We start from the raw sequence: 23,378 nt of genomic DNA on the forward strand, positions 1-23,378 counted from the left end.
CGATGACTGCAACGAAAGACACCGACTCGGCGGCACTTACGGCGGTTTGTCACGTACGCGCACCGCTGCTGCTCGAGCCGGTCGACCGGCAAATCGAGACCCTGCAGGCCTGCGAATCCGAAGGAGCGATCGACGACCTGCTGCTCCGGAGTTGGCCAAAGGAAGTCGCGCTGTCCGAAGAGAGTCCCCACCAGGAAGTCCTCGCGAACTACGAGCGGTTCCTGGGGTGGGCCGAGGAGCGCGGCGTGACGGTTCGCCCGCCGTTCCGGGAGCGCTCGACGACCTCGCAGGTCACCGGGACGACCCGCGAGCTGCTCGTGACGCCGCTCGTGTGTCTCGAGCTCTACGCCGGCGACGAACTGGTCGGCGTCTTCCCGCACTCCGACGAGGGCACCGAGGAGACCTACACTACCGACGAGGCGATCGCGACGCTTCGAACCGGCGAGCTCCCGACGCCCTTTGGCTCCGCTGACAAGACGGACGACGGACTCGAGGAGGCGGCCTCGAGCGCCTGCCCCGACTGCGGCGGCTCCCTGATCGACGGACAGGGGCTGTTCGCCTGCGGGGACTGCGGGTGGGCCGGAACCGTCACCGAAACCGGCCGGTACGAGTCGCGGTCAGAGCAGCGAGAACAGGACCGCGAGCAGTCGGTCGCCGAATCGCGGTAGACGGTCGTCGGTGTGCGAACGTACCGAACTCGCTGAGTTCGCAGGTACTCTTTTGGGCTACTCTCGAGCGAACTCCCCACCGTACTCGGCGTCGATTTCGACCGTCGATCCGGTCGTGACGAAGTCGACGGTTTCCGCCTGCGTGCCGAGCGCCGACTCGAGGCGCGCTTCGTCGACAGCGGCCTCGCTGCCGTAGGTGACGACGGCGCTCGCGGTCGCGGCCGCGTCGGTGCCGGTCACCGCGAGTTGTTGGTGGATACCGAATGCGCCATCGAGTCCCCCGAATTCGAACTGCAGACTCTCCTCGTCGGTCGCCTGGTCGTCCGAGAGAGTCTCCGAGGCGAATTCCTCGCTGTCGGTGTACAGACAGCACGCGATCCCGCCGTTCTCGCCGGCCCGGAGCAAGCGCTCGAATTTCGCGTCGCCTTCGTGTTTCGGCTCCCGGTCGCCGGTCGCCGTCGCGACCGTTCGTTCGACGGCCGCGACCGGATCGAAGTCGGCGTCGCTGCCGTTCGGATACGAATAGGCGTAGACATCGTCCGCGACGCCGACCACCTCGTTGCTCCCGTCGTCGGTGTAGACGGAGTACGCGTCCGTCTCGGCCGCGACGGTGTAGCTCGCGCTCTCGAGGTCGGCGCTGAGGCCGTCGCGCTCGTACGAGCCAACGAAGGCGTATACGCCGTCGGCGTAGACGAACTGCTCTCGCCGTCGGGCGTTTCGTTGTTGTCGAGGTAGGCGTCCCGGCCGGCCGAGGAACTGAGCTGTTGGATCGCGAACGAACAGAGCAGCGCGACGACGACGGGATTCCCGACGAGCGGGTCCGTCGGCTCCTCGCCCGCCTCGGCACCCTCGTCCTCGAGGAGGGTGGTCATCGTCCCGACGTCGATCGCGCCGTCGTCTTCGTCGGTCGCTCCGTTCCCGGTATCGTCGGACGCCTCCGAGCAACCGGCGAGAAGTGCCATCCCGCCGCCCAACAGACCTAGTGCTTTCCGTCGGCGAAGGTCAGTCATTCAGTGGTGCTGGTTACTGCGATCGTATTACTGTACTGGCCGCGAGCGCGGCTGTTTTGAGGGGTTTGACAGGTCTCGATCGCAGTCAGTCCTCGGCCGGCCGTTCGGTTGCCCGCCGAAGGAGTCCCAGCAGCGTGTTCGCTTCGCGCTCGGTCAGATCGGCCCGTCCGAACACCCGACGGAGCATCCGCATCGTCTTGTCCCGCTTCTCCTCGGGACGGTTGATCTCCTCGAGGAGTGCCGCCCACTGGTCGTAGAGCCGATCGACGGTGGGTTCTGGAGCGCGGACGCGCTCGAGGTCGGGCAACTGCGTGTCGTCGTCCGCGAGGGCGAGTCCGCGGAGTTCGTAGAGCGTAATCGTCGCTGCCTGCCCGAGATTGAGGACGGGATACTCGGCGTTTGCGGGAATCGAGCAGATCTCGTCGATCCGTGAGAGTTCCTCGTTCGTTAGGCCGACGCGTTCGCGGCCGAAGACGAGCGCGGTCGGTGCGTCGACGGTCGGCAGTCGGTCGGCCAGATCGGCGGGCGTCGAGTAGGGAAATCGGATATGGCCGCGGTCGTCCTCGTTGGTCACCGCCGTACAGCCGATCGTATGGTAGTTCTCGGCGAGATGGTCGAAGCTGATCTCCTCGGCGTTCGGGAGAATATCCTCTCGAGCGTGGCCCGCGTAGCCGTAGGCCTCGCCGTCGGGGTCGAGTTCTGGCGGATCGACCAGCAAGAGCTCCTCGAAGCCGAAGTTTTTCATCGCGCGGGCAATCGTCCCGACGTTGCCGGGCGACTGGGCGTCGACGACGACGACAGCCGGCGGCGTTCGATCCGCAGGACGATCGGCATCGGACGACTCGTCACTCATTGGTCGAGAGTGCGGTAGACTCGACGGTCGTATTCGAGCGGTCGGTACCGGTTTGATACCGGGCACAGAGATGGTGGTGACGGTCACCCGCGATGACCCGACGATGTGTGTTCATAGCCGGAGTACCGAGCGGGAACGCAAAAAGGAGCGCGTTCGCTTCTCGAGTCGCCAACTGTTCGTGCTAGTCTTTATCTCTCTATACTTCTTGTTCTTGTTTCCGTACTAGAATATACTAGTAACTAGTTTCTAGATGTTATTGTCTGTTAGTCGATGGGTTGGTAGAATAGAGAACACGTAATCCCAGTTAGAAGGCAGCTGTCGCGTACTCTCGACATTGTTGCTCGAGTCGTGGTCGCTGAGCGATACGTGGGAGAGGGACACACCCCCGTCGCGTTTGTAAGGCGACTAATGTGTGGGGGTACTGTTTTGGAACACACCATTGTCGCGGTTGTAAGATCGCCTCGAAACCGGCATCAATTGCTGAATATTCCGGGATGAATCGCTCCAACCCCCACCCTCTCGCCGTTACAAACGCGACGGGGGTGGGTGTCCCCCGTGGGATCGGCGGATCGCTCGCTCGCTCCGTTCTCGAGTCGACTCTCGTTGGAGTCGCGGGCAGCCGCCATCGCTCATACCGCGGACATCTGTTCCCGAAAACGGAGCTATGATGCCCACCAACGACCTCTTACCGCGAGAATTACACTCGCGACGGGGGTGTCCGTCTCCGATCCCGTCCCGATCGACGGTTAGAAGCGCGAGGGAGGCGATGGGGATGCGTATCGGTTACGCCGCCGTTGTCCCTCACTCGAGTCGCTGAGACGGGCGGTTTACACCCGCGATCGATCCCCACATCTTTATTTCAATCCAGTTGGAAGGAGGCGGGTACTGCAATGTCCGCCAACGACGATCGAGACCCGCTCTTTCGGTACGACGATCCGGTCTTCGCCGACGAGCGCCTGCTCGAGATCACGCACCTGCCCGGTCCGGATCGGATCGTCGGTCGCGACGAGCAGATGCAACGGGTTGCGGACGCCCTGAATCCGGCGATTTTCGGGAGCGAGCCCAACCACCTGTTCATCTTCGGCAAGACCGGCACCGGCAAGTCGCTCATCTCGCGGTCGGTAACACAGCGAGTGATCACCGAAGCCGGCCACGACGATATCACGGTCAAGTACGCCTTCATCGACTGCGGCGAGCAGAATACCGAGGCGTCCATCGTCAAGACGATCGCCCAGATCGTCAACGAACCCGACGCGAGCGGGGTGACCGTTCCCGACCGCGGCCTCGGCACCGGCGACTACTACAAGCGCCTCTGGCAGGCCGTCGATCACTGTACCGACGTCACCATCGTTATCTTAGACGAGATCGACATGCTCGAGGACGACGAGGTTCTCCGGAAGCTCTCCCGGGCCGGCGAGAACCGGCGCATCTCGGACTCGAGTATCGGCATCATCGGCATCTCGAACAAGATCGACTTCCCCGACCATCTCTCCGAACGAGTCAAATCGAGCCTCTCGCGGGACGAACTCGTCTTCTCGCCGTACGACGCAAATCAACTCGTCGAAATTCTCGAGAAGCGCCGCGATGCCTTCCACGACGGGGTGCTCTCCGACGACGTGATCCCCCTCACGGCGGCGCTTGCGGCTCAGGAACACGGCGACGCGCGCAAGGCGATCGACATCCTCCGGAACGCGGGGCGCATCGCGAAGAAGCGAAACGACACGCGGGTCACGGCGGACCACGTCCGCGACGCCAAGGAGAAGACCGAAGCCGACCGGTTCAACGAGTTGATCGAGGGGTCGCCACAGCAGGCCAAGGCGATCCTCTACTCGCTGACGTTGCTGACCGAGAACAGTTCGGAAAAAGAGTTCCCGACGAAGATCATCTACAACCAGTACAAGGAGGTCGCCAGCCGGCTCGATTTCGACGTGCTCTCGGAACGCCGCGTTCAGGAAATCCTCCAGGAACAGAACTTCCTCAACGTAATCCAGTCCGAACGCGAGGGTCGCGGTCGCGGTCGCGGCGCACACGCGAAACACCGCTTGCTCGAGAACCCCTCGATCGTCAGGAAAGTGCTCTTGCGGGACTCGCGGCTGGCCGTCCTCGAAGACGAAGGCGAAGACTAACGGTTCGATTCCGGCCTGCCGACCGCTCTTTCCGATTCCTCTCCGTGTTCTTCTCTCTCGTTGTGTTTGTGCCCGGTCGTTCCGAAGACCGTCTCAGATCGAACGGACTCCTTCTAGAGAATACTATGTATGTCCAGTTATATTTGAACGAGTGAAATTTTATAACTGACTAACCCAATAGCGGACTATAAACTAATGTCGAACTTCGTGAAAGAGCTACAATCGGTAGCAATGGAGGTGCCGGGTGAGACGGCGGTGGCCTGTGAGGAGCCGATGACGTTTTCACAGCTCTGGTCAGCGACGGATTCGTTCGCGGGCGGTTTGCAGGACAGGGAGATCACCACTGGAGACGCGGTTGCGGTTCACACGTCAGATCCGCGCTCGTTTCTCATCGCGGTTTACGGCGCGCTTCGAGCCGGCTGCGTTCCGGTGACGCTGCCCGCAAGCTACGAGAACAGGACGGTCAGACAGGTCCTGAGCGAAACCGATTCGAAGGCCCTCGTCACGGACTCGAGTCCGATCATGTCGCTTTTGACCAGTAGCGAGTCACTGCGCGTCGCCGTCACCGTCGGTACCGACACCCGGATGGGCGTCTCGCTCTCGTCGCTGCTCGATGACGGGAGCATGAACGGCTCGAATTCCCGGACCGGAATCGACGTAGTGCGTCGACCGGACGACGCGCCCGCGTTGATCGCGTACGTCCATCGGGATACCGCGACAGCCATCGATCAGGACGGCGAAGCGCCGCTCGCCGTCGTCTACACCCACGCGACGGTGACCGCCGCCGCGACCGCTGGAGCGTCGCTCGGCCAGGTAGACACGGACGACGGGGCCGGGGACTTCGCCGCTCACTGTAGCGGACTCCCGCTCTCGAACCCGATCGAATTCATGTACGGAGCGAACGCGACGCTCGCCGACGGCGGGCGCTACCACCCGACCGCGGAGCCGGAGTCGGAGACGATTCGCTCGCTGCTCGTGACCGCCGACGTTGACCGGACGTTTCTCACCCCGCAGCAGTACCGTGATCTCCGGGACAGTGACCTGCCGGCCGACGACTACGATCTCACCGTCATTGGCTCCGCGTCGGCCGCGATCGGCGGACAGTCAGGCGATACCGGTGGCGTCGGCGATGCCGTCCGACTCTTCGGACTCCCGGAGACCGGACTCACCCACCGCAAAACGCCGGCCGACCTCGAGGCCGGGCTGATCGGATCCCCGATCGCCAACGGCCGAGCGCGAGTCCTCGAGCGCGCCGACGGCGACGAACTCGCGGTCACCGGTCCAGCGCTCATGGACGGCTACTTCGAGCGATCGGCCCTGACCGACGAGGTGACTGAGACGATCGACGGCGATCGCTGGATCGTGCCCGGAATCTCGGCGCGGTCCCGGAACGACGGGATCGCCCTCGCACCGGAGACGGAATCCGCTCGAGCCGCGTCGACGCGGTGACCGCGCCGGGGGTTCCCGGTTCGCCGGAACCGCGGTGCCTTTTTGTCTCGCTTCCTCACTCGGGGTATGAACAGCGTCGACGCCGCCGGCTTGGGGATCGGTGACGACCATCCGCCTCGGATCATGGGCGTCCTGAACGTCAGCGAGGAGTCCCCCTACGATCCGAGCGTCTACGACGACCCCGGCGAGGCGGCACGGTACGTCGACGAGTCCCTGATCGGCGAGGGTGCCGACATCGTCGATATCGGCCTCGAGTCGGCGAACAAGCGCTTCGACGTGCTCTCGGCCGAGGAGGAACTCGAGCGGCTCCACGTCGCCCTTGAGACCATCGAGAGCGTCTCCGGCGATGCCATCTTCTCGATCGAGACGCGCTACGCCGAGGTGGCCGACGAGGCGCTCTCGCGGGGGTTCGACATGGTCAACGACATCTGCGGCTTCGCCGATCCCGAGATGCCGACCGTCTGCGAGGACCACGACGTCGCCGTCGCGAAGATGGCGAGCCCGCCGGATATAGCGCGGCCGGGTGCCGTCGAGGAGACAGACTGGGCTGAGCGGAAGTCCCCGGAGTGGGCATCGAAAGCGGGCTACGTCGAGCAGGTCTACGAGGCGCTCAAACAGAACGGGCTGACGGACAAGACGATCGTCGACCCCGCCTTCGGCGGCTGGAGCGAGACACAGACTCTCGAGGACGACCGCGAGACCTTCCGGCGACTGCGGGAGTTCCGCGCCCTCGAGTGCCCGATGCTGGTCTCGATCAATCGGAAGAACTTCCTCGGCGAAATCGCGGGCCGCAAGACCGACGAGCGGCTGCCGGTCAGCCTCGCCGCGACCTCGATGGCTGTCGAGCGCGGCGCACACGTGATTCGAACCCACGACGTCGCCGAGACGCGGGACGCGGCGCTGATCGGCAAGGCCTTCACCGAGCGCGCGAGCGTCGCCGGGGACGGGGTCGCGGTCTCCGAACTCGAGGTCCACTCGACCTGCGAGTTCCGAGCTCAGCTCAGGGAGCGCGGCATCGATCCCGCGTTCGCCGACGACTGGCGGACCCACCTGCTCGAGGTCGAGGGCCTCGAGGCCGATGCGAGCGAGCGGCTGATCGCGGTCGCGGCAGAACACGGCGCGGATGTCCAACGTGCGTCTGACGCCGATCTCCTTCTCATGGGTTCGACGAGGAGTATTTCAGACGTATCAGAACGTCTCGAGGGCGAAAACGACCGCTTCGGCGGTCTCGGAGCGAAGTTGTCAAAGCTGCTGCGTTAAGAGAAAGCTTATGCCGGAGGCTTCGAAAAGTGGGAGTGGACGCCGGGCGGCCTCCCGGGTAGGGGTACTTTGGAGGCGACCCCCGGCCCATAACACGGAATTATTGTGGTGCTACATTGCCCAGTGACGACTGGGTCTCTCGCGAGGAACTGACGGCTATCGAACCAAACGAGCCGGTGCTGTCGGCGGGCCCAACGCGACTCCATTGCCGACCAATCCGAACGCGCTCGAGCAGCGACGAGGCCACCGCCGACACCGAACACACAAACGGCTCGAGTGTCGAGTACGGGTATCTGCCATGAGGTTCGACGAGTGGGAACCGGTCTACGAGGCGATTCTCCGCGATTTCGGCTACGATCGAGCCGGCGACGAGCGGGGGCGTGACCTCCTCGCATCGCTACTCGAGGACTCGCTCGATCCCGCAGACCTGAAGATCGATCCCGACGCGACCGTCGCCGTCGCGGGTGCCGGGCCGTCCCTCGAGACCGACGGCGACCTCGAGCGTGCCCGCGAGGCCGACGCCGTCGTCGCCGCCTCGACTGCGGTCGATACCCTCGCGAGCCACGGAATCGACGCCGACTGCATGGTGACGGACCTCGACAAGAACCCGGAGACCGTCGTCCGGCTCACGAACCGAGGGGTTCCGGTCGCGGTTCACGCCCACGGCGACAACCGTGAAGCGATTCGCGACGTGGTCCCCGACTGCGATCACGGGTCGGTGCTGCCGACGACGCAGGCCGCACCGCGCGGGCCGGTCTGCAACCTCGGCGGCTTTACCGACGGCGACCGAGCCGCGTTTCTCGCCGACCACCTCGGCGCGGCCCGGCTGGTTTTCGTCGGGTGGGACTTCGACGACCCCGCGGTCGACCCGCTGAAAGCGCGCAAACTCGAGTGGGCCGAGCGGCTCCTCTACTGGCTCGAGTCGCGCCGCGGCGAGCGCTTTGGCGTACTCGACGGGCGACGGGACGCCATCGAGACGAGCCCGATTCCACTCGAGTCGCGGTGAGCCGACGGTCGGCGGCTGCCGGATCCGATGGAATTGCTTACTGAATCCGATACTCGACGATATCGTCGCCGCCACAGGACGGACATTCCGTCGTCGACTCGAGGGTCGTGCCACACCGCCGGCACTCCTCGATGATCGTCCGATCGGTCCCTCGGGACAGAACCGCCTCGAGCGCTTTCCGCACCGTCGACTGCGACGTGGTGTCGTTCGTGTGACCCCTCATGGCCGTTCAGTTGGGAATATCACAATTCGTTATTGTCTCGTTATCAGTACTGACACGAGCGCTGATCACTCGCGACCGTGGTAATCGAACCCTATAATCACGGTGCCCGCTCGCGATATCCGTGTGACACGTGCTTGCTGCCGTTCGTGGGCTGTTCGAGTCGGTCGTCGGCTGTTCGTTCGACCGGTTTCCGTCTCGGCCGACCGAGACCGCCGCGCTTCCTCGAGTAGCTGGGAATAACAGTTAAGACGAACAGGTCACCACGATACGACGTGGATCAACGAATCATCGTCACGACGCCGTTTCTCGTCTATCTGGCGCTCTGTGCGCTGTTCGGCCTCGCCCAGTCGACGGTCGCGGTCCCGCTTACACAGGGCCAACCGGCGTTTATCGCTATCGTCGGGTTAGTCGGCCCGCTGGTCGCAATCGGGTTGATCTGGGCGCGAAACTACGCGTACGGCGCGCCGGTGTTGGTCTCGACGATGCTCACGAACGCGTGGTTCGTCACGTACTTCTTTCTCATTCACGATAACCCAGCGAACGTCTTCGCCGTCTCGGGCGACGGGTCGGCCGCGTTTCTGATGTCGACACTCGGACTGATCGCGGGATCGCTACTGACCGCCGGTGTCGGCTGCTGGCTGTGGTACCGTGAGAGTCCCGAATTCCGCTCGGCGGTCGACACCCTCGTCGGCCCGTCCGAGACGCGGAACTGACTCGAGATCCCGTTTTCCCGGTCCGCGTCTCCGCGTCTCGGCACATCAGAATACGCGAGCATCTGCGTGCTCGTGTTTCGGTATCGCGAGGTATGGGCCGGCCGTTTCGATGGCACCGAGGCAAAGAACACGTCAACCGCGGGTCTAAAACAGTGCGTCGAGTTCGCCGCCGGTGTCCATCAGCGACGCGAAGTCGTCTTCGGCAGTTGCGCGGACGTTTTCGGTCGTCTCCTGGGCCTCGATCGCGACCTGCTGGAGCTGGTCGATTCGCGGCACGTCCGTGACACCCGACAGCAGGGCGATCGCGCCGACCTCGTCCCGGTGGGGGATCGGGTAATCGCCGCCGCGGATTTCCATGCTTCCGGTCTCGTCCTCGAGCCATTGGCGGCCGCGCTCGACGCCCTTGCGGTTGAGCTGGCCCGGTGGGCCGGTGGCAACGACCAGTCCCCGATCGGTACTGGCGACGTCACACGGCAGCGTGAGGCGGCCGAGGGTGGCCTTACGGACGAGGCTGGTCATCCGGTTCGTCGCCGCGCCCTCGTCGAAGCCGTCGTCGCCGGTCAGTGAGGAGAGCAGGCCGTCGTCGGTCTCGACGACCTCGCTGGCGTAGCCGATCGTGGAGACGCCCCCGCCCGAGAGGGTGTTGATGATCTCGCTCGAGTCGACGACGCTCTCGGCGACGTGGTCGCCCTGATCGACCTCGCCGGCGGCAAAGAGGAGGCCGAAGCGCTCGACTATTTCGCGGTTGATGCGATCGTAGCCGCCCTCGACGGATTCGCCAGCGCTGCGCCAGACGTCGTTGTCGAAGACGAGCAGGTTGTCGACCTCGTTGACGAACGTCTGGAACGACCGGGCGGCGTTGAGCGTATAGATGCCGCCCTCGTCGGTCCCGGGGAGGATGCCGAGGCCGTAGACCGGCTGGGTGTAGATCCGCTGGAGGTGTTTCGCGAGGACCGGCGCGCCGCCGCTCCCGGTACCGCCGCCCATGCCGGCGACGATGAGGAACGCGTCGATCTCGTGGACCGGGACCCGATCGATCGCGCCCTGTATCTCGTCGATGTCCTCCTCGGCGACTTCCGCGCCGAGTTCGTTGTCCGCGCCGACGCCGTGGCCCTTTACCCGGGCCTGTCCGATGAGGACGCGGTTCGTCTCCGATACGTTCTCGAGTCCTTTGAGGTCCGTCGTCGCCGAGTTGACCGCGATCGCCGATTCGATGAAGCCGCCACCGATCGAGGCGTCGAACGCGAGGAACTCGTCGACTACCTTCCCGCCTGCCTGACCGAAGCCGATGAGTGCGAGTTTCATAGCTGTCTGTCGTGGCCGTTCCCCGGCGCGACCGCGACCGATCGGTGCGGACCGGGCGACCGGACCGGGATTGGAACGGGTTCCACGACTCGAGGGTCGACGATCGCGTCTATTGTTATGGTCGCCGTATACGTGATGGAAAGACACTCATCGAATCGTTACTATTCGGTAGTGAGTACATTCAGCAATAGATCACAGTAATCGATTCGTGAGTGTTCGGCGGGACCGTCGCTGGGTTCCCTGTCGGCGACACGGTTCGTTCTCACTCGCCGGCATCCCCATTCTTTCGGTGTTGGAGTCCCGACTGCGACCGTGAACGTCTTCTGGCATCGCCGGGATCTCCGGGCGACCGACAATCGAGGGCTCGCACGCGCTGCCGCTGCCGACGAGCCTCTCGTCCCGTGTTTCATCTTCGATCCGACCGTCCTCGAGCACGCCTCGCCCGTCCGGGTCGCGTGCCTGCTCGAGGCGCTCGAGGAGCTGCGGTCGTGGTATCGAGAGCAGGGGAGTGATCTGCTTGTCGTCCGCGGTGAGGCAAGCGCCGTCGTTCCCGAGATCGCGGCCGAGTACGACGCGACGAGGGTCGTCTGGAACGAAGACTACAGCGGACTCGCACGCGAGCGCGACCGGGCCGTCCGGGCGGCCCTCGAGGAGGAGAGCATCGCTGCGGAGTCGGTCCACGACGCCATCCACCACGAGCCGGGCTCGATCACGCCGAACCAGGGCGAGCACTACTCGGTCTTTTCTTACTTCTGGAAGAAGTGGCGCGACCGAGACAAGCGTGATCCGGCACCCGAACCCGCCGCGGACGACCTCGCGACCGTCTCGGGCGATCCGATCCCGACGCTTGCAGACCTCGGCTTCGACGAACCGGCGGCGACCCCACCCACGGTGACGACGGCGGCGGCTCGAGAGCGGGTCGCCGACTTCTGTTCGGGACCGATCTACGACTATGCAGAGCAGCGGGATTTCCCTGCCGAGAGCGGGACCTCCCGGCTCTCGCCGCATCTGAAGTGGGGGACGGTCGGTCCGCGGGAGCTGTACGCGGCGACGGAACGGGCCGCCGAGCGGGCCGACGGCGACGGCGACCGCGAGAGCGTTCGGGAGTTTCAGCGCCAGCTCGCGTGGCGGGAGTTCTACGCCCACGTCCTCGCGTTCAACCCCGAGACGGTCACCGAGAACTTCAGCGGCTACGAGCACGAGATCGAGTGGCGCGACGATCCCGACGGGCTCGCGGCCTGGCAGGCCGGCGAGACGGGGTATCCGATCGTCGACGCCGGGATGCGCCAGCTCCGACGCGAGGGGTGGATGCACAACCGCGTGCGGATGCTCGTCGCCGCGTTCCTGACCAAGGACCTCCTGCTCGACTGGCGGGCCGGCTACGACTGGTTCCGACGGACGCTGGTGGATCACGACACCGCCAACGACGTCGGCGGCTGGCAGTGGGCGTCCTCGACGGGGACCGACGCACAGCCGTACTTCCGGGTGTTCAACCCGATGAAACAGGGCCGGGAGTACGACCCCGAGGCCGAGTACATCCGCGAGTACGTGCCCGAACTCGCCGACGCGACCGCCGAAGAGATCCACGACTGGCACGAACTGCCCGACGACGACCGAGAGCGGATCGCCCCGGAGTACCCGGCCCCGATCGTCGACCACGGCACCCGCCGGGAGCAGGCCATCGCGATGTTCGAACGCGCACGCGGCGAGGGATCCTAGTGGCGCGTCCGAACGCCGGCCCGGTCGTCGCGTCGACCGAGACGAGGGGTTCGATATCCGTTGCTACCCGTGCAGTAATCGATTCTGGCCCCTGAGATTACGCGTGCGAATATGTTCATTATATTTGCCATCACCCTTATTTGCTAGACTATCCTAGATAGCGGTATGTCCACTTCGGACAACACGTCGTCGCCCGATGGGGAGGTGCCGCCAACCCAGGCAATCATCGAGGCGATCGCCGCCGAGGAGGGCGTCGACGTCACCGACGTCGAGCCGCCGGCCTACGACTCGCTGTTTACGGTCGTCAACCCGGAGGCGCTCGACGAACTGTTCCACACCACTACCGGGACCGCCAGCGGCGTGGTGGTCCGCCTCGAGTACGAGGGGTACGAGGTCGTCGTCCGCCCCGGAAGCGACATCGAGGTACATCCCCTCCTGTGACCGGGCCACCGACTCGTCGGGAAGCCGACGGTCGGCTCACTCGGCCCAGTAGGCCTCGCCGGGCTGGGTCTCGAAGACCGCCCGCTCGAGCAGATCGATCGCCTTCTCGAGTCCCTCGCGCGGACTGGTCAGCGAGTCCTCGTGTTCGATGCTCAACGCGCCGTCGTAGCCGACCATCCGGAGCGTCGAGACGATGTCCTTCCAGTGGGTTTCGTCGTGGCCGTACCCCACGGAGCGGAAGAGCCACGAGCGGTTTTGCTCGTCGTCGTAGGCGGTCGTATCCAAGACGCCTTTCTCGCGGGCCTGTGCGTCGTAGATCTTGGTGTCCTTGGCGTGGACGTGATGGATTGCGTCTCGCTCGCCGAGATACCGGATCGCGTCGGTGATCGTGATCCCCTGCCAATAGAGATGCGAGGGGTCGAAGTTCGCGCCGATTCGCTCGCCGGTTTCCTCGCGCAGCCCCGCCATCCCGTGGGGCTCGTAGACCAGCATGTTCGGATGCATCTCGATGGCGATATCGACCTCCTGTTCGGCGGCGAGGTCAGCGATTTCGCCCCAGTAGTCGATCGCCCGCTCCCACTGGTACTCGAGCGCGTCCGCGTGTTCCGGCGGCCACGGCGCGGTGATCCAGTTCGGCACCTCGTCGTTCGGTCCGCCCGCGGGCAGCCCCGAGAAGCAGGTGACGGTTCCGACCTCGAGTTGGGACGCCAGCCGGATCGCCTCGCGGAGTTCGGTATCGGCCGTCTCGGCTCGTTCCTCGTCGGGATGGAGCGGGTTGTTGTGGATCGCGAGCGCGCTGATCTCCATGTCGTACTCCTCGAGCAGATCGTGGAGTTCGGCCTGCTCGCTCTCGTTGTCGAGGTGCTCGGATCGCTCGAGGTGGTCCTGTCCCGGATGCCCGCCGACGCCGGGTTCGATCGCGTCGACGCCGAGCCCGTCGAGATAAGGCAGCGCGCTTTCGAGCGGTTCGTCGGCTAGCGGCGGGGTGTGGACACCGATCTCCATGGCAACAGCGTCCACAGCCGGGCAAGTAAAGACGCGGGGTGCGTTCGCTAATGATGAGTCATCGAGCGCCGGTCGGGGTTCGTCGGGTTCGGACTCGAGGCCGTCGAGTGTGGGACACTCGAGCCGACCGCGCTCGAGGGACCGTCAGCCCCTGATCGTCAGAATGCCGTCGTTGACGGTGATTTCGGTCGCTCCCGCTGGGACATCGAACTCGAACTGGTTCTCGCCGACGGTGACGATCGCCGTCTCGTCGACGACGTCGACCGTCGGCTTCTCGCCGGTGGGGCCGAAGTCGACCGCGATGATGCTCTCGTCTTCGTACTCGCGGTTGCTGATCGTGATATCGTCCTCGTCGCCGGCCGCGTGTCGCAGTTCTGGCGGTGTTTCCATGGTCGGACGTTCGTGACTCCCCGCCGTAAACGTCGTGCGCGCGATTGCCCGCTCGAGACGCGGTGGCCCGGCAGCAGCCGATCCGTTGGCGCTCTTACTCGGTGATCGAAACAGTGTGACCCTCGTCGCTCGAGCGGTAGATCCCGTCGATGACCCGCTGGACCGTCAGCGCCTCGTTGACGCTGTTGCCGCGATCCTCCTCGCCGGCAATCCGGTCGAAGAACTCCCGTTGCTCGTCGGAGTGGGTGTCGTTCTGTTTCGTTTCGATCGACGTGTCCTCGAGGTGGTCGGGCCCGATATTGCTCGCCGAGTGAAAGGTGAGATCACCCTCGAGGAGGTCGAATCGGGCGGCCGACTCGGTGCCGCGGGCGACGAACTCGTGGGTCGCCGGCCGGTTGGTCGCCCACGCCACCTCGAGCGAGATGGTTTGGTTGCCGGCACAGCGGATGAAGGCGCTGGCGGAGTCGTCGACGTCGAACCCGGCGGGGCCCGCGTCGTCGGCCCACATGTCGAGGTAGGCGTACTCCTCACGGGAGCCGAACTCGCTGCGGGCGACGCCGCTTACCTCTTCGACCTCGGGGTAGTCGAGCAGGTAGAGCGCGAGATCGATGGCGTGGACGCCGAGGTCGATCAGCGCGCCGCCGCCGGCGATCTGCCGGCGGGTGAACCACGAGCCCCGGCCCGGGATACCGCGCCGCCGGACGTAGTTCGCCTCGACGTGAGAGACGTCGCCGAGGTCGCCCCGTTCGATCCGGTTTCGCACGATCCGGACGGTGTTCGCGAACCGATTGTTGAACCCCACCATCGCGTAGCCGTCCGACGCATCCGCCGCCTCGGCGATCCGCTCGGCGCTCTCGATCGAGTGCCCGAGCGGTTTCTCGAGCAGGACGTGTAACCCCCGCTCGAAGGCGTCGAGCGCGTACTCCTCGTGGTACTTGTTGGGCGTCGTGATGATGACGGCGTCGACGGTGTCGTAGAGTTCCCGGTGGTCGTCGTAGACGTCGACGTCGTACCGTCGGGCAAAGCGCGTTCGTGCCTCGGCGGCGACGTCCATCCCACCGGCGAGCGTTACGCCGAGGTCGACGAGCCGCTCGGCGTGGTACTGGCCGATGTTGCCGAGGCCAACGATTCCGGTTTCGATTTCGGATCGGTTCACTGTCATTTCCCTGTGAGTCTGGAACTGCCGGGGCCGTTTCGTTTCCGACTGATACACCCGTGACCGCTATATCGAATCCTTTGACTCGAGCAACTTCCGTCCGTCGCCAAACGAGGCGGGCGGGGCGACTCGAGAGAGGACTCGAGCGCTCGAGCGGCGTGGCGACTCAGCTGTCGGCTTCCGTCGGCGCCGTGCCGGGTTCTTGCTCCGAGAGGTCGGTGATCCCGTGGACCAGCGCGTCGCCGGTGGCCGTTTCGAAGAGGTGGATCTTCGATCGATCGAGGACGACGTTGATCTCCTGGTTCGCCTCGATGTCCGTGTCGGGGGTAACGCTCATCAGCAACTGGTTCGCCGCCGTGGCGGGGTCTTGATCCATCGACCCCGTCGCGGCCTCGGAGAGCAAGATGTAGACGAAGACCTCGTCGCCCATCGGCTCCAAGACGTCGGTTCGAGCCCCGATCGGATCCGTCGGCGAGCCGATCGTCTCGGCGAATCGCGACAGATGGACGTCCTCGGGTCGAATTCCGAGCGTTACGTCGTCGCCGACAGTGACCCCCGGCACCTGGGTCGGATCGAAGGTCACGGTGAAATTGTTCGTCTCGAGGCCGTTCTCGACCAGTTGGCCTTCGGCGAAGTTCATCGACGGAGAGCCGATAAAGCCCGCGACGAACAGGTTTGCGGGCTCGTTGTAACAGACCAGCGGCGGCGCGATCTGCTGGAGTTTGCCGTCGTTCAAGACCGCGATCCGGTTCGACATCGTCATCGCCTCGGCCTGGTCGTGGGTGACGTAGATGACCGTCGCGTCGAGCTCCCGGTGGAGCCGCTGGAGCTCCGTCCGCATGTGGACCCGCAGCTTCGCGTCTAAGTTCGCCAGCGGCTCGTCCATCAGGAACACGTCCGGATTGCGAACGATCGCCCGGGCGATCCCGACCCGCTGTTGCTGGCCGCCGGACATCTCCTCGGGCATCCGGTCTAGCATTCCCTCGAGTTGGACGATGTCCGCCGCCTGCTCGACGCGGCGTCTGACCTCCTCGTCGTCGTATTTCCGGAGGCGGAGCCCGAAGGAGATGTTCTCGTAGACGTCCATGTGCGGGAACAGCGCGATATTCTGGAAGACCATCGCGACGCCCCGGTCTTTGGGTGCGAGGGTCGTCACATCGTCGTCGCCGATGTACACCCGGCCCTCGGTGGGCTGGGTCAACCCCGCGACCGTCTCCATCGTCGTGGACTTTCCACAGCCCGAGGGGCCGACCAGCGTGACGAACTCGCCGTCGTGGACCTCGATACTGATGTCGTCGACCGCGGTCTCTTCTCCGTAGCGTTTCGTGACGTTTTCGAGTCGTACTCGTGCCATTGTGGTTTACTCTTTGAGTGCGCCTGCGGTCAGTCCGCTGACGATCTTTTCCTGTGCGATGACCACGAGGATCGCGACGGGGATCACCCCGAGGATGCTCGCGGCGGCCATGAGGTGGTACATCACTTCGTACTGCCCCTGATAGGCGAGGATGCCGTCGAGGATAGGGGCCCAGTTCTCGGGTTGCCCGTCGGTCATCAGAAACGAGAAGAAGAACTCGTTGTAGACGGCGATGAAGGTCAACACGCCCGCGGTCGCGACGCCGGGTGCCGACAGCGGGATGATGACCCGGAACAGCGCGCCCAGTCGGGTCGTCCCTTCGACGCGAGCCGCGTCCTCTAATCCGTCCGGAATCTGGGAATAGAACGTCGTGAGGATGAATATCGCCAGCGGCATGAAGATGGCCGACAGCGGGGTCACGAGCGCGAACGGCGTGTTGTAGAGGGTGCCGTCGCCGGTGATCGGCTCGAGGAAGAAAAACGAGGTGTTAAACAGGTCGTTCAGCGGGATGAAGAACGCCGCCGGCGGGAAGAACGAAATCACCAGTACGAGCAACATGAGCGGCGTCCGGCCGGGGAACTCGAGGCGGCCGAAAGCGTAGCCCGCGAGGCTGGCGACGACGAGGACGACGACCGTCGAGGCCAGCGCGATCACGAAGCTGTTGAACATGTAGACGTGGAAGGGGATGACCTCGAAGACCTCGACGAACGCACCCGGATTGAAGCCGTTGGGCGTAAAGATGATGTCCTGAAGTTGGCCTTCTGGCGTTAGCGCGACCATCAACAGCCAGTAGAACGGGAACAGCGTCGTGAACAGGAAGAAAATCGCAGCGACGTAGAACATCGCCCGGTAGACCCGTTCGGGGTGGGAGATGGAATCGGCGACCCACTGCTGGAGTGGACCGCGGTCGAGCTCCGCGTCGCGGTCGTCCTCGAGGATCGCCGTGCCGCCGTCGGGTTGGCGGAGCGTCGGGTCACGGGGTGGTTCGGTCTCGATATCGCCAGCGTCGGTCGGATCGGTGGAGTCTCTCGGATCGGTCATCAGTACATTCCTCCCTCGGTGTCGCGGAACAGGACCACGTAGCCGCCGATTATCAGGCCGATCACGAGCGCCGTCGCGAACGCCACGGCGGCGGCCGTCGCGTAGATGCGCGTGCCGCCGAACATCGCCTCGACGACGAGGCAGGTCAGCGACGGGACGGTCGTACAACCGGCGGTCGATTCGATCAGCCCGAAGACCCGCATCGCGTCCATCGTTCGGAACAACATCGCGACCAGCAGGGCCGGCATCACGAGCGGGAGCGTGATCAGTTTGAACCGCTGCCACGGTGAGGCCCCGGCCACGCGCGCGACATCGTACAGGCTCCGGTCGACGCTCTGGAGCCCTGCGAGGATCAGTAAGGCCATGAACGCCGACGATTTCCAGATGTCGGCCACGAGGATGATGATGAACGCGTCCCGGCTGTTCGCAAGCGGGGCCGAACTGAAGATCCCGAGCCACTGCATGATGTCGGTGCCGAAGCCGACCGTCGGCTGGAACATCAGGAAGAAAATCATTCCCTGAATCACGATCGGCACCGCCCATGGGAGGATGATTGCCACGCGGACCCATCGCCGGCCCCGGAAGTCCTGATCGAGCACGTAGGCCTGCCCGAAGCCGATCACCGTCTCGACGACGACGCTGATGACCGCGAACGCGAGCGTGACGAACAGCGCCTGCTGGAAGAACGGGACGCCGAACTCGAGGAACGGGAACGACCCCGATACCGAGACATCGAGGAACTGCCGGGCGAGTCTCGCGTTCCCGGTGAGGATGTCGACGTAGTTGTCGATCCCGACGAACTGCCCGAGGGGCTCCATCCCGCGCGTTTCGTCGGCGCGCAGCGACATGACGAACGTCCGGAGCAACGGGTAGAACGCGATCAGCGCGAGCAGCGCAAACGCCGGGAGCAACAGGAGATAGGCGTAGGCCCCTTCACTCAGGTTTTCCATCCAGTTGACGGCGGCGTTGCCGGTTCGGTCCCGGTCGCGCTCCCGGCCCGTTCCGGTCTCGCCGGCCATCGCGCCACCGTCGGTAACGAGCGACGGCGCGATCTCGGTTTCGGTCTCGGTGTCGGGATCAGTCGTCATTCTCGGATACCTCCGCTTCGCTTCGCTCGAGTCGCTCCGCGAGGTCGTTCATCGCGGTGTCGGGGGCTTTTTCTCCGCGGTAGGCCGCGTTGACCTCCTGATAGATCAGCGCCGACTGCTCGGGCCAGAGATCGGTCACCGGCCGTGGAATCGCGTTTTCGCCGGCCGCTTGGAGCTGCTCCGTGTACCGCGCGGACGGCCCGATCTCGTCGGGATCGGCTTCGGTGATCAGGTCGATGTTCGGCGGCAGGAACCCGCCCAGTTCGAAGATCGTGAGTTGAACCTCCTCGGCGGTAAACGCCTCGAGGACTTGCAGGGCCTCCTCGCGGCGCTCCGTAAACGGGCTCACGGCGAGGTTCCACCCGCCAAGCGCCGCGGCGGTGCCGCCGACGCCCTCGTATTCGGCCTCGTCTTGCGAAATCGCGCTGGGTCGGGTCATGACGCCAAGGTCTTCGCCGAACCCGTCCTCGCCGCCGGTCTCGGCGATCGCGAACGGCCAGTTGCGGTTGGCGATGGCGTTGCCGTCCGCGAATGGGTTGAGCGATTCCTGTTCGGTCCACTGTACGATAGCTGACGGACAAATTTCGGGGAAGCCATCGAGCCCGTTCGGGTCGTCGCCGTCGATGAACGCACGCATCATCCGGATCGAGTCGATCGTCGACTGCTCGTCGACGGTGATCGGACGGTCGCCGGCGGTGAACAGATTCTCGGTGCCACCGAAGTATGCGCCGCCCCACGTCGTCATCACCTCGTTGAACGAACAACAGGCCAGTCCCTCGTAGGCAGCCGCCTGCGTCGTGAACCCGTAGTTGACGTCGGACTGGCCCATCGCGTCGTCGACTGCCGTCGCGAACGTCTCCCACGAGGGCGGCTCGCTCCCCCATCCGCTGGTGTCGTGGCCGGCGTCCTCGATGAGATCCTGCCGGTACAGCATGATCCCGAAGTCCGGGAACAGCGGAATCGCGTGGATGTCCCCCGTCTGTGGATGTTGGGCCGTCTCGAGGATCGCCTCGAGGTAGGTGTCCTCGACGGTGTTGACGACGTCGTCGGGGAGCGCTTCGCTCAGATTGAGGGTCTGTTCGCGCAGGATAAACGGGATCGTCCACCCGCTGTCCATCATGTGGATATCGGGCGGAGCGCGCCCGGCCTGCAGGGTCGCTTGTGCGTCTTGCATCCGCTGTGCGGAGTCGCTGACGACCGTCTGGATCTCGACGCTGATGTCCTCGTCGAGGCCGGCATCCCAGAGTGCCTGCTGAATCGAGGGGTCGTCGCCGTCGCTGTGCATGATCCCCTCGATGTCCGTGGCAGCGGTCATCACGATGGTCCCCGGTTCGCGACCCCGACCGAGACAGCCGGTGACGGCGACCGCTCCCGCTGTCGACGCCGATGCAGCTTTCAGGAACGACCGCCGTCTGAGACGGGAGCGGTCGTGTCGGCCGGCGGTATCGCGTTCCATGCGCAGCAACGGACCACGTTCTCTGCCTTAATTGTTATCTATAAATGTGGTAATAAAATGTGACTGTTCGACTATCGTTTCGGTTACGGTCACCCATCGCCGAGCGCGGCGAAGCGTGCCGTCGGCTCGCACACGGTAAGATGTGTGAACACGTCGCTAATTGCTGATTGCCGATCGCGGCCGGCAGCTGCCGGCCGACGGCCTACGATTCGACGGCTCGAATGAGAACGGGCGTTTCGAACGAGTGCCCTTCCGGCGAGCGGTTCCGACGCGGCGATCAGTCGTCCTCGAGTGCCGGCGGTTCGTTCCGACCGATGCGGATCTCGTGGGCTTCGACATCCTCGAGGGCGGCGACGCGACCGCCGACGGAGACGTCCTCGCCGTCCTCGGTTTCGATAGTCAGGCTGGCGACTTCCTCGCTGACCTCGAAGGAGATGTCGCGGACGCGCCCGCGGACGATCCGCTGGCCGCCGACCTCGACGTCCCGGCCGTCGATCGTCGCGTAAAACTCGCCGCCCTCGTCAAGGAGGTCTTTCACGCAACGCCGGATAGACGCGTACTTCCGGGGGTAGGTCCGGGCGGTGTCGTCCTCGCCGAGCAGTTGCTCGGCGGTCGTCCAGAGGACGGTCCCGAAGAAGCCGGAGATGAGAAAGCCGAGCGCCGATCGGTTGAAGATGACGCCGTATCGGTCCTGATCGTCGCGCAGCGCGTCTTGGGTGGCGTAGACCGAGTAGTTACCGTCGGCGACGGCGATGACCGGCGTCGTGATCCCCCGCCGGGCGCGGGCCGTCGACGCGACCTCGCCGTATTCGAACTCCGACGGGTCGGGTGCCTCCGTCGCCGGCGTCACGATCAGGTCGACGCTCACGCCGGCCTCGACGGCTGCGCGAAGCTCCGCCTCGAACCGGGTCAGCAGGTCCGGTGTCAGCGACAGGGAGAGTTCGAACTCCGCGGCGTCGATGACCTCCTCCAAGTAGCGCAGGATCGTCGACCGCGATTTGACCAGCGAGACGGCCTCCGTATCGCGAGCCGGCGCGGTATACCGGGCCTCGAGTTCGGAGATCATCTGCTCGAAGGAGGTCTGGACGTCGTCGAAAGCCTCGCCGGGATCGATCGCCACGACCTTCATTGGGCGGGACTCGCGCAGTTCGACCAGTCCGCGGTCGCTCAGACTGCGGACGGTGTCGTAGACTCGCGGCTGGGGAATATCCGTTCGGTCCGCGATCTCGCTCGCCGTGAGCTGGCCCTGCTCTAACACGGTGAGGTAGGCGTCGATCTCGTACTCGCCGAGATTGAACCGATCACCGACGCGTTCGACGGTCGAGCGAAGTTCGTCTGGTGCCATATGGGACCGTATGCCCCCGACCGCTAAATGATTTATTATACATCGAGTAGCACGCGTTTTCGAAATCAGGTTGTTTTCGGTATCGGTGCCTGAGCCTGACGGTCAGAACTCTTAACCACACCGGGCCTGAGCCTGTTGGTATGCGCGGGGTCCTCCAATCGGACGGACGCTCGATCGCCGAGGACATCACGAATGAACTTCCAACGTGGGTCCCCCAACAGGCGGTCGAAATCGTCCTCGCACTCGTCGTCCTCGTCGTCGGCTGGTACCTCTCGAAACTCGCCGTTCGGCTCGCCGGCCGCACGGTCGCTCGCCGGATCGAGCGGCCGAGTGTCACCAGAACCGTCTTGCGCGGGATCAAAGTGACCGTCCTCGTCTGGGCCGGGACCGTCGCCGCCGGGATCATCGGAGTCGGCAGCACCCAGATTCTCCTGTCAGTGACCGTCATCTCCGCCGTGATCGCGATCGTCCTCGCGCCGCTCGTGGGCAGTCTCATCAACGGCCTCTACGTGCTGGCCGATCGCCCCTACGAGATCGGCGACATGATCGAAGTCACCGACGCCGGCCACCGCGGGTTCGTCGAGGACATCACGATCCGCTACACCAAGATCTTCACGCTGCAGAACTCCTTTATCGTCATCCCCAACTCCGAGATTCACTCGCGCGACGTTATCAACTACTCCGCGGAGGACGAACGCACGCGGATCTCGGTCGCCTTCGAAGTCACCTACGACAGCGACCTTGAGGCCGCTCGACAGGCCGCCGAGCGGGCCGCTCGAGGCGTCGATAACGTTATCTCCGGTGGCCCAGATATCCGGATCGGGAGCGCGCGATACGCCGCGGCACCGAACTGCGTCATCAACGAGTACGGCGATAACGGGGTCCTCCTCGAGGTCTACTTCTGGATGAACCACCCCTACAAGCAGGTAGTCGTCCGATCTGCGGTCCAAACGGCTATCGGCGAGCGGTTCGCGGACCTCGACGTCGAGTTCGCCTACCCGCGTCGCCACCACGTCTTCGACGACTCGAGCGGCGTCGCACGGGTGTCCGTCGACGACTCCGGCTTCGAGCGACCGGCGGCGGGCTCGCCCGTCGAGCCAGGCGACCGGGTAGATCCGAGCGAGAGCCCCACCGATCCGGCCGATCGCTGACGGCGACCCGGTGACGGCCGTCCGATGACGACTGTCTGCGGACGGCTATCTCCTCCCGATCGAACGGTCCCCTCGAACACCGTGGCTCGAGTTCGATCGCGTCCGATTTCGTGGGGGTGTTTTATGCCACCGCCGATTCAATTCGAAGTCAGCCGACAGATGTACGACGACATTCTCATTCCCACGGACGGCAGCGAGACGGTGCCCGAGACGCTCGCCCACGGCTTGTCGATCGCCGCGGACAACGATGCGACGGTCCACGCGCTGTACGTCGTCGACAGTCGCGTCACCGCCGCCGCCGACGAAGACACCAGTACCGACCTCGAGCGCTCGCTCGAGGACGAGGGCCGGGAGGCCGTCGCCACCGTCGAGGAGCGGGCGGCGGCCGAGGGCCTCGAGACCGTCGGCGACGTGCGACGGGGGACTCCCTCGAAAGCGATCCTCGAGTACGCCGACGAGCAGGGAATCGACCTGGTCGTCATCGGGACGCGGGGCAAGAGCCCGCGAGAGAAGGTAACCTCGCTGGGAAGCGTCTCGGAGCGAGTGGTCGACAACGCCTCGATCCCGGTGTTCGTCGTCCGCAACGCGGGCGAAACCGAGTAAGTAGAACGGGGAGCCG

Annotated in this window: 21 protein-coding genes and 1 pseudogene; 10 read left to right on the forward strand and 12 right to left on the reverse strand. The window is 64.8% G+C overall.

Annotation, left to right across the window (positions count from 1 at the left end; genetic code table 11):
• Positions 1–2 precede the first annotated feature (2 nt).
• A complete protein-coding gene (locus ACJYUO_RS05520; RefSeq protein ID WP_494344381.1) occupies positions 3–668 on the forward strand; it encodes an HTH domain-containing protein in 666 nt (221 codons plus the stop codon).
• 57 nt (positions 669–725) lie between these two features.
• Here ACJYUO_RS05520 and ACJYUO_RS05525 read toward each other — a convergent pair.
• Both ACJYUO_RS05525 and ACJYUO_RS05530 read right to left on the reverse strand, forming a co-directional pair.
• Positions 726–1,678: pseudogene (locus ACJYUO_RS05525) on the reverse strand (hypothetical protein).
• 85 nt (positions 1,679–1,763) lie between these two features.
• Positions 1,764–2,531 (reverse strand): RNA methyltransferase, encoded by a 768-nt coding sequence (locus tag ACJYUO_RS05530; RefSeq protein WP_494344382.1) that lies wholly within the window; start codon positions 2,529–2,531, stop codon positions 1,764–1,766.
• A gap of 890 nt (positions 2,532–3,421) precedes the next feature.
• Here ACJYUO_RS05530 and ACJYUO_RS05535 point away from each other — a divergent pair.
• From ACJYUO_RS05535 to ACJYUO_RS05550, 4 genes are all read left to right on the forward strand, one after another.
• On the forward strand, positions 3,422–4,657 hold the full coding sequence (locus ACJYUO_RS05535; protein ID WP_494344383.1) for a Cdc6/Cdc18 family protein: 1,236 nt from the start codon (positions 3,422–3,424) through the stop codon (positions 4,655–4,657).
• Between the two features lie 195 nt (positions 4,658–4,852).
• Entirely contained in the window at positions 4,853–6,106 is a 1,254-nt protein-coding gene (locus tag ACJYUO_RS05540; protein ID WP_494344384.1) for an AMP-binding protein, read from the forward strand.
• Between the two features lie 66 nt (positions 6,107–6,172).
• Positions 6,173–7,366: a dihydropteroate synthase gene (gene folP / locus ACJYUO_RS05545; RefSeq protein ID WP_494344385.1), complete on the forward strand. Its 1,194-nt coding sequence runs from the start codon at positions 6,173–6,175 to the stop codon at positions 7,364–7,366.
• A 298-nt stretch (positions 7,367–7,664) separates the two neighbouring features.
• Positions 7,665–8,372 (forward strand): 6-hydroxymethylpterin diphosphokinase MptE-like protein, encoded by a 708-nt coding sequence (locus tag ACJYUO_RS05550; protein WP_494344386.1) that lies wholly within the window; start codon positions 7,665–7,667, stop codon positions 8,370–8,372.
• Positions 8,373–8,409: 37 nt separating this feature from the next.
• On the opposite strand, the gene ACJYUO_RS05555 is transcribed toward ACJYUO_RS05550, so the two are convergent.
• The gene (locus ACJYUO_RS05555; RefSeq protein ID WP_494344387.1) at positions 8,410–8,595 is read right to left on the reverse strand and encodes a hypothetical protein; all 186 of its coding nucleotides are present in this window, start codon (positions 8,593–8,595) and stop codon (positions 8,410–8,412) included.
• Between the two features lie 272 nt (positions 8,596–8,867).
• Here ACJYUO_RS05555 and ACJYUO_RS05560 point away from each other — a divergent pair, with 272 nt between their 5' ends.
• On the forward strand, positions 8,868–9,308 hold the full coding sequence (locus ACJYUO_RS05560; protein ID WP_494344388.1) for a hypothetical protein: 441 nt from the start codon (positions 8,868–8,870) through the stop codon (positions 9,306–9,308).
• Between the two features lie 144 nt (positions 9,309–9,452).
• Here ACJYUO_RS05560 and ACJYUO_RS05565 read toward each other — a convergent pair whose 3' ends face one another.
• Positions 9,453–10,613 (reverse strand): tubulin/FtsZ family protein, encoded by a 1,161-nt coding sequence (locus ACJYUO_RS05565; RefSeq protein WP_494344389.1) that lies wholly within the window; start codon positions 10,611–10,613, stop codon positions 9,453–9,455.
• Between the two features lie 312 nt (positions 10,614–10,925).
• Between ACJYUO_RS05565 and ACJYUO_RS05570 the strand changes: the two genes are divergently transcribed.
• Entirely contained in the window at positions 10,926–12,332 is a 1,407-nt protein-coding gene (locus tag ACJYUO_RS05570) for a cryptochrome/photolyase family protein (protein ID WP_494344390.1), read from the forward strand.
• A gap of 165 nt (positions 12,333–12,497) precedes the next feature.
• Complete coding sequence (locus ACJYUO_RS05575; RefSeq protein ID WP_494344391.1) at positions 12,498–12,773, forward strand: HalOD1 output domain-containing protein; 276 nt, start codon at positions 12,498–12,500, stop codon at positions 12,771–12,773.
• Between the two features lie 36 nt (positions 12,774–12,809).
• Here the strand turns inward: ACJYUO_RS05575 and ACJYUO_RS05580 are convergent, their stop codons facing one another.
• The 8 genes from ACJYUO_RS05580 to trmB all read right to left on the reverse strand — a co-directional run bounded on the left by ACJYUO_RS05580 (position 12,810) and on the right by trmB (position 21,608).
• Positions 12,810–13,778 carry a sugar phosphate isomerase/epimerase family protein gene (locus tag ACJYUO_RS05580; protein ID WP_494344392.1) on the reverse strand — a complete coding sequence of 323 codons (969 nt, stop codon included), beginning with the start codon at positions 13,776–13,778 and terminating at the stop codon, positions 12,810–12,812.
• 144 nt (positions 13,779–13,922) lie between these two features.
• Positions 13,923–14,168, reverse strand: a complete 246-nt coding sequence (locus ACJYUO_RS05585) for a DUF7127 family protein (RefSeq protein WP_494344393.1) — start codon at positions 14,166–14,168, stop codon at positions 13,923–13,925.
• Positions 14,169–14,262: 94 nt separating this feature from the next.
• Entirely contained in the window at positions 14,263–15,330 is a 1,068-nt protein-coding gene (locus ACJYUO_RS05590; RefSeq protein WP_494344394.1) for a Gfo/Idh/MocA family protein, read from the reverse strand.
• Between the two features lie 160 nt (positions 15,331–15,490).
• Positions 15,491–16,678, reverse strand: coding sequence for an ABC transporter ATP-binding protein (locus ACJYUO_RS05595; RefSeq protein WP_494344395.1), 1,188 nt, complete (start codon positions 16,676–16,678; stop codon positions 15,491–15,493).
• A 6-nt stretch (positions 16,679–16,684) separates the two neighbouring features.
• The gene (locus tag ACJYUO_RS05600) at positions 16,685–17,719 is read right to left on the reverse strand and encodes a carbohydrate ABC transporter permease (RefSeq protein ID WP_494344396.1); all 1,035 of its coding nucleotides are present in this window, start codon (positions 17,717–17,719) and stop codon (positions 16,685–16,687) included.
• The gene (locus tag ACJYUO_RS05605) at positions 17,719–18,807 is read right to left on the reverse strand and encodes a carbohydrate ABC transporter permease (protein WP_494344397.1); all 1,089 of its coding nucleotides are present in this window, start codon (positions 18,805–18,807) and stop codon (positions 17,719–17,721) included. The genes ACJYUO_RS05600 and ACJYUO_RS05605 overlap by 1 nt, the downstream gene beginning before the upstream one ends.
• Positions 18,797–20,263: an extracellular solute-binding protein gene (locus ACJYUO_RS05610; protein WP_494344398.1), complete on the reverse strand. Its 1,467-nt coding sequence runs from the start codon at positions 20,261–20,263 to the stop codon at positions 18,797–18,799. Before ACJYUO_RS05610 ends, ACJYUO_RS05605 begins: the two co-directional genes overlap by 11 nt.
• Before the next feature lie 277 nt (positions 20,264–20,540).
• Entirely contained in the window at positions 20,541–21,608 is a 1,068-nt protein-coding gene (trmB, locus tag ACJYUO_RS05615) for an HTH-type sugar sensing transcriptional regulator TrmB (RefSeq protein WP_006430160.1), read from the reverse strand.
• Positions 21,609–21,748: 140 nt separating this feature from the next.
• On the opposite strand from trmB, the gene ACJYUO_RS05620 reads away from it, so the two are divergent.
• Both ACJYUO_RS05620 and ACJYUO_RS05625 read left to right on the forward strand, forming a co-directional pair.
• Complete coding sequence (locus ACJYUO_RS05620; protein ID WP_494344399.1) at positions 21,749–22,759, forward strand: mechanosensitive ion channel family protein; 1,011 nt, start codon at positions 21,749–21,751, stop codon at positions 22,757–22,759.
• 159 nt (positions 22,760–22,918) lie between these two features.
• Complete coding sequence (locus ACJYUO_RS05625) at positions 22,919–23,362, forward strand: universal stress protein (protein WP_494344400.1); 444 nt, start codon at positions 22,919–22,921, stop codon at positions 23,360–23,362.
• Positions 23,363–23,378: the final 16 nt, after the last annotated feature.

Source organism: Natrinema sp. CRL1 (genome assembly GCF_059162405.1).

Bases quoted from the DNA above. Each gene is read 5' to 3' on its own strand.
- ACJYUO_RS05520 (WP_494344381.1), top strand. From the start codon at position 3: ATGACTGCAACGAAAGACACCGACTCGGCGGCACTTACGGCGGTTTGT.
- ACJYUO_RS05530 (WP_494344382.1), bottom strand. From the start codon at position 2,531: ATGAGTGACGAGTCGTCCGATGCCGATCGTCCTGCGGATCGAACGCCG.
- ACJYUO_RS05535 (WP_494344383.1), top strand. From the start codon at position 3,422: ATGTCCGCCAACGACGATCGAGACCCGCTCTTTCGGTACGACGATCCG.
- ACJYUO_RS05540 (WP_494344384.1), top strand. From the start codon at position 4,853: ATGTCGAACTTCGTGAAAGAGCTACAATCGGTAGCAATGGAGGTGCCG.
- folP (WP_494344385.1), top strand. From the start codon at position 6,173: ATGAACAGCGTCGACGCCGCCGGCTTGGGGATCGGTGACGACCATCCG.
- ACJYUO_RS05550 (WP_494344386.1), top strand. From the start codon at position 7,665: ATGAGGTTCGACGAGTGGGAACCGGTCTACGAGGCGATTCTCCGCGAT.
- ACJYUO_RS05555 (WP_494344387.1), bottom strand. From the start codon at position 8,595: ATGAGGGGTCACACGAACGACACCACGTCGCAGTCGACGGTGCGGAAA.
- ACJYUO_RS05565 (WP_494344389.1), bottom strand. From the start codon at position 10,613: ATGAAACTCGCACTCATCGGCTTCGGTCAGGCAGGCGGGAAGGTAGTC.
- ACJYUO_RS05575 (WP_494344391.1), top strand. From the start codon at position 12,498: ATGTCCACTTCGGACAACACGTCGTCGCCCGATGGGGAGGTGCCGCCA.
- ACJYUO_RS05580 (WP_494344392.1), bottom strand. From the start codon at position 13,778: ATGGAGATCGGTGTCCACACCCCGCCGCTAGCCGACGAACCGCTCGAA.
- ACJYUO_RS05585 (WP_494344393.1), bottom strand. From the start codon at position 14,168: ATGGAAACACCGCCAGAACTGCGACACGCGGCCGGCGACGAGGACGAT.
- ACJYUO_RS05590 (WP_494344394.1), bottom strand. From the start codon at position 15,330: ATGACAGTGAACCGATCCGAAATCGAAACCGGAATCGTTGGCCTCGGC.
- ACJYUO_RS05595 (WP_494344395.1), bottom strand. From the start codon at position 16,678: ATGGCACGAGTACGACTCGAAAACGTCACGAAACGCTACGGAGAAGAG.
- ACJYUO_RS05600 (WP_494344396.1), bottom strand. From the start codon at position 17,719: ATGACCGATCCGAGAGACTCCACCGATCCGACCGACGCTGGCGATATC.
- ACJYUO_RS05605 (WP_494344397.1), bottom strand. From the start codon at position 18,807: ATGACGACTGATCCCGACACCGAGACCGAAACCGAGATCGCGCCGTCG.
- ACJYUO_RS05610 (WP_494344398.1), bottom strand. From the start codon at position 20,263: ATGGAACGCGATACCGCCGGCCGACACGACCGCTCCCGTCTCAGACGG.
- trmB (WP_006430160.1), bottom strand. From the start codon at position 21,608: ATGGCACCAGACGAACTTCGCTCGACCGTCGAACGCGTCGGTGATCGG.
- ACJYUO_RS05620 (WP_494344399.1), top strand. From the start codon at position 21,749: ATGCGCGGGGTCCTCCAATCGGACGGACGCTCGATCGCCGAGGACATC.
- ACJYUO_RS05625 (WP_494344400.1), top strand. From the start codon at position 22,919: ATGTACGACGACATTCTCATTCCCACGGACGGCAGCGAGACGGTGCCC.